The organism is Candidatus Palauibacter soopunensis, from assembly GCF_947581735.1.
Classification (GTDB): domain Bacteria; phylum Gemmatimonadota; class Gemmatimonadetes; order Palauibacterales; family Palauibacteraceae; genus Palauibacter; species Palauibacter soopunensis.
In genome coordinates this window covers 1-4,285 of record NZ_CANPVT010000035.1, presented here as the reverse complement: position 1 = coordinate 4,285, position 4,285 = coordinate 1, and the positions used below count along the sequence as shown (strand labels likewise).

Sequence of the window (4,285 nt, the reverse complement as noted above, 5' to 3'; positions counted from 1 at the left end):
TCAGCGCGCCGACCGCTCCGGCAGCCGCGAACGTCGAGAGGTAGCGACGGTTGACTTGGTCGCGGAGCCCGCTCTCGCCCACTTGGTTCAGGCCGGTGAACTCAAGGTCGATCCAGCTTCCATCGGGCAGCAGCAACCGGTGGAACGCGACGGCGAGACGGCTTTGGTCTTGGGTTTCGACGGCTTGGGCCGTGCCGACGACGCGCGCCCCGCGCGGGATTAGCACCCGCCGCCGGTCGGCCGAATACAGCGGCACCGACACCATGGCGAGCACCGGGCCGGGGAACTCCCCCGACAACTGGGTGACCAGCACCGCCTCCAGGAACGTGCCCTCGTGGATGCGCTCCCAACCCGGCGGGTCGAGCGGCCGGACCAAACGGCCGGGCTCGGAGGTGCGGGACGCGGCGGGAACATCCGCCCCCGGTGCCGGGCCTCCGACGCCGGGTGCGAACTCTCCGGCGGCCAGCCCCGCCGCCATCTCGGCCTCAAGGGCGGCGAGGGACTGCCCGAGGGAGGCGAGCGCCCCGTCGAGTGCCGCGTCGGGAGACTCGGGCACCGAGGTGGACGCCGCCGCGTCCGGGGGTCCGTTCGGATCCCGGTGCGACTGCGCAACGGCCGGCGAGCGGAGAGACCGCGACCGGCGCTCGATCTCCTCCAAGCGGAGCGCCTCGCGCAGTTCGAACTCGGCCCGGCCCATGGCGGTGATCCGACCGCGTCCACCGGCATCCGCCCCTGCGGAACCTGTTCCCGCGGATCCCGCGCCCGAGGCGGGTCCGCCCTCCCGGTCCGCCGGATCGTCGCGCGACTCGGCGGCGGCCCGTTGTGTCTCGCGCGCCGTCTCGTCGCGGATGCCCTCGTCGAGCGACCGGCCCTCGCGGTCGTTCAACGCCCGCGGCTGCGCCGGCGCTCCGGCGGCGGCCTCATCTTCGCCGGGACCCGCGAGCGACGACGAGAACAGCAGTCCGGCGACGAGCACGGCGATCAGGACGACCCCCGCCTTCGTGACCATGCCGCCCGGAAGCGCGCCCTTCGGCTCCTTCACCACCTGCTTCCAGCGGATCATTTCGAGCTCTCCCGGGGCTCGAACCGCCACCGCGCCTGCTTGTCGCCGATCTGGAGCCAGCCGTCGCCCAGCACGCGGCGGGCGACGTAGAGGCCGTCCTCGGTGAGATCGAACGCGACCAGGCTCGGTTCGCCGTCCCGGAATTCGTAGAGCGCCGGCGACTCCTGCGCGTGAGAGCGGAGATAGGTGAACTCCCCGTCGTGCCACATCGCCTCGACCCGGAACGGACGCTCGGACGCGTCACGGTCCAGCCGGTACTCGAACCGGAGCCGTTCGGGGTAGGCGGCGCGGAACGCCTCGATCTCCGCTTCGGCCCAGCCGCGCGCCTCGGCGATCCCCTCCTCGGCCTCCTCGCGGGCCACCCCCACGGCCTCGACAGCTTCGGCGGCCATCTCGCGATAGACGGAGACTTCGCTCCGGGCGACGAACCCGGGAGCGCCGAACGCGGCCTCCGCCTCCGCACCCGTCTCGACGCGGACGACCAGGTGGGGCGGCTTCTCGCCGCTCTCCGATACGAGGAACGAGTAGATGCGTCCGGACTCGCAGACGAGCGCCACATTGGTCGCCGCGTCCTCGGCAAGCGGTTTCAGGTATGCCACGTTCGCCGCGCCGGTCAGGTGCCAGTACTCGGAGTCGCCGGCCACGAAGTCGAGGATCCGCTCCCCGGCCGGAAGCACGATGACCGTGGTATGCCGCACGCGTGCGCGGAGCCGGGGGATCCGCTCTTCGCCTTCCTCCGGCACGGGCACGCGCAGGTAGGCGGCATCGGCGCTCTCTTGCTGCGCGGCGGCCTCGCAGGGAACCACAGCCAGAAGCAGTGTCAGCAGCACGACGACGATCCCCAGCAGGATCGCCGCGGTCGGAGTTGCTTTCATGTTGTTCACGTCCTCTCGGTTGGTGGGGTGGGGTGGGTTCGGCCCGCGAGCATTGCCAGTCCCCGGGCCAGTCCGTGTCTCGCCACGGCCTCGGTGCGCCTCTCGGCGTCCAGCGGCGAGGAGGTGTAGAGCCAGTAGCTCTCCGGATCGACTTCGAGGCGGAGCACCGCCGCCTCGTCCGGGCGGCGGAGATACAGTTCGCGCTTCGGCGTCAGCGCACGGATCCGGGCCACCTCCGACTCGTTCAGCCGGAACAGCGCTCCGGCCTCATCGGGCAGTTCGGCGTTGGCGAGGAACAGCTTGGTGGGGATCGATTCGAGGAGCGCCGAAGCGCCCGGCGTCCCCGTCACGTCCACGGCGGACTGCGTCGCGAGCACGAGCGCGGCGTTCTTCTTCCGCCACGTCTTGGCCGCCTCGGCCAGGTAGTTCAGCACGGCGGGGTCCTGCATGTACCGCCACGCCTCGTCCACGACCATCAGCTTGAGCCGCGCCGTCTCGGCCGGGTCCTCGATCTCCAGGCGCATGCGCTCCAGCAGATAGGAGAGCGCCGCCTCGCACAGGTCCGCGTGTTCCGCCGCGCCCGCCAGGTCGATCACCTGCCAGTCCCGGAACTCGATGTCCGCCGCGCCCGCCGGCGCGTTGTCGAAGAACGCGCCCCATGCGCCGCCCTCCGTCCAGCGGCTCAGCGCGGGCCACATCGCCGACGGGAGCGAACCGGCCAGCACGGTGAGCGTCCGCCGCTCGGCCCCGAGCGCGTACAGGTCCTCGACCCGCGCGCGGATCTCGCTCGTGTCCGCTCCGCGCGCCTCGAAGCCGCCCAGCCTCAGCAGCCGGCGCACCCAGCCCGTGAGGAACTGGAACGTCCTCCTGGTCGGCGGAAGCGCGAACGGCTGGAGCCGGAGCGTCGGCTCCGACTCGCCCGGCGCGAGCTCCAGATACCGGCCCCCGAGGAACCGGGTCAGCCAGCGGTAGGAGCCGCCCAGGTCCAGGATCAGGATGCGCGGATCGTACTTGAGCGCCTCGACGAGCAGGAAGTTGAGCGTGAAGCTCTTGCCCGAGCCCGTCGCCCCCAGGATCAGCGTGTGGCCCACGTCGCCCGCGAACAGGTCGTAGCGGTACGCCGTGCGCCACGGCGTCTCGAACACCGCCAGCGGCTCGCGGTCGAGATGCCGGCTCTTCCGGTTCCCCTGGGGCGGGCCGAACACGGGCGCGAGGCACGCCGCGAGACCGGCCGACACGAACACGCGCCGCACCTGCCGCTTGCGCGGCTGGGCCGGGAGCCGGGCGAACCACGCGGGAAGCTGGCCGTAGCCCTCCCGGATCGCCTTCGCGTCGTGCGCGGCGAACAGGCGGCGCACGTCTCCGTCCAGCCGTTCAATCCGTTCGAGTTCGCCGTGCAGCGCCACGGTGAGCGACGCCTCGCCGTAAGCCACGCCGTCGGCTTCGAGTTCGACAAGCGCCGCTCCCAAACGATCCGACTCGGCGGCGGCCGCCGAATCGACCATCGCCGCCGCCGTGCCCTGGGCGTCCTGGGCGTGCGCCATCATCGAGTAGCGGCGCGAGAAGTAGTGGCGCTGCGCGCTCCGGATCCGGCGCCGCGCCGCTTCGACCGTCCACGGCCGCCATTCGAGCGAGACGGTCGTCACCGCGTCCAGGCAGTACAGATCGCGGAGGAGGTTCGCGTGCGCCTGGCCCGGCGGCGACAGCAGCGAATAGAGGATGACCGGCTCGCCGTCCAGCCGGAGATGCGACCGCTCGGCTTCGAGTTCCGACAGTGCGAGCCGCCAGTTCATGCCGCTGCCCGTCGCGCCTTCCCAGAACGTTCCGGGGCGGTTGATGAGTTCGGAGAGCAACCGGGAGCCATCGGCGGCCCCGAGCATCTCGACGGGCGTGTGCTCGGCCACCAGCGAGCGGCCCGCGTCGATCAGCGCACGGAACCGGCCCGCCGCAGCCTCGATCTCCGAGGCCAGGTAGGTAGTGGCCGTCTTGCCGCCGCGCTTACGAAGCCGCTTGAACCGCGACAGCGGTCCCGGCCCGGAACCCCCGCCGGCCGGGCGGAGGCCCGGGTCGTGCGACCAGACCGCGAAGGCTTCGAGCCGCTGGACGCGTCCGGCGAGGAACGCGGTTCGGTTGCGGCCCGACAGGGACGCGATGTTCGAACTGCTCGTCTCTTGACCCCCGACGAGGCTGGGACGCCGGAGCAAGTGGAACTGGAGGCGCGTGTCGGCACTCAGGCCAGACATCAACCGTTGCCAAAGACCGAGCACGCGGTCGATCTGCTCCGGCGTGCGGCCGTCCACCGCGGCGGGCCGGATCCGGCCCGCCGCGCCCAACTCGCCCGAACGGG

3 protein-coding genes are annotated in these 4,285 nt (G+C 71.9%); all 3 read right to left on the bottom strand.

All coding sequences use genetic code 11. The features are described 5' to 3' along the window. Positions 1–1,063 (bottom strand): TrbI/VirB10 family protein (locus RN901_RS09990; protein ID WP_310758130.1); only part of this gene is annotated, 1,063 nt, incomplete at its 3' end. Then, entirely contained in the window at positions 1,060–1,938 is an 879-nt protein-coding gene (locus RN901_RS09985) for a TrbG/VirB9 family P-type conjugative transfer protein (protein ID WP_310758129.1), read from the bottom strand. The genes RN901_RS09985 and RN901_RS09990, both read right to left, overlap by 4 nt. A gap of 5 nt (positions 1,939–1,943) precedes the next feature. Further along, a partial coding sequence (locus RN901_RS09980; protein ID WP_310758128.1) for a DUF87 domain-containing protein occupies positions 1,944–4,285 on the bottom strand: 2,342 nt, incomplete at its 5' end.

Coding starts and splice junctions, on each gene's coding strand:
- RN901_RS09985 (WP_310758129.1), bottom strand. CDS start 1,938: ATGAAAGCAACTCCGACCGCGGCGATCCTGCTGGGGATCGTCGTCGTG.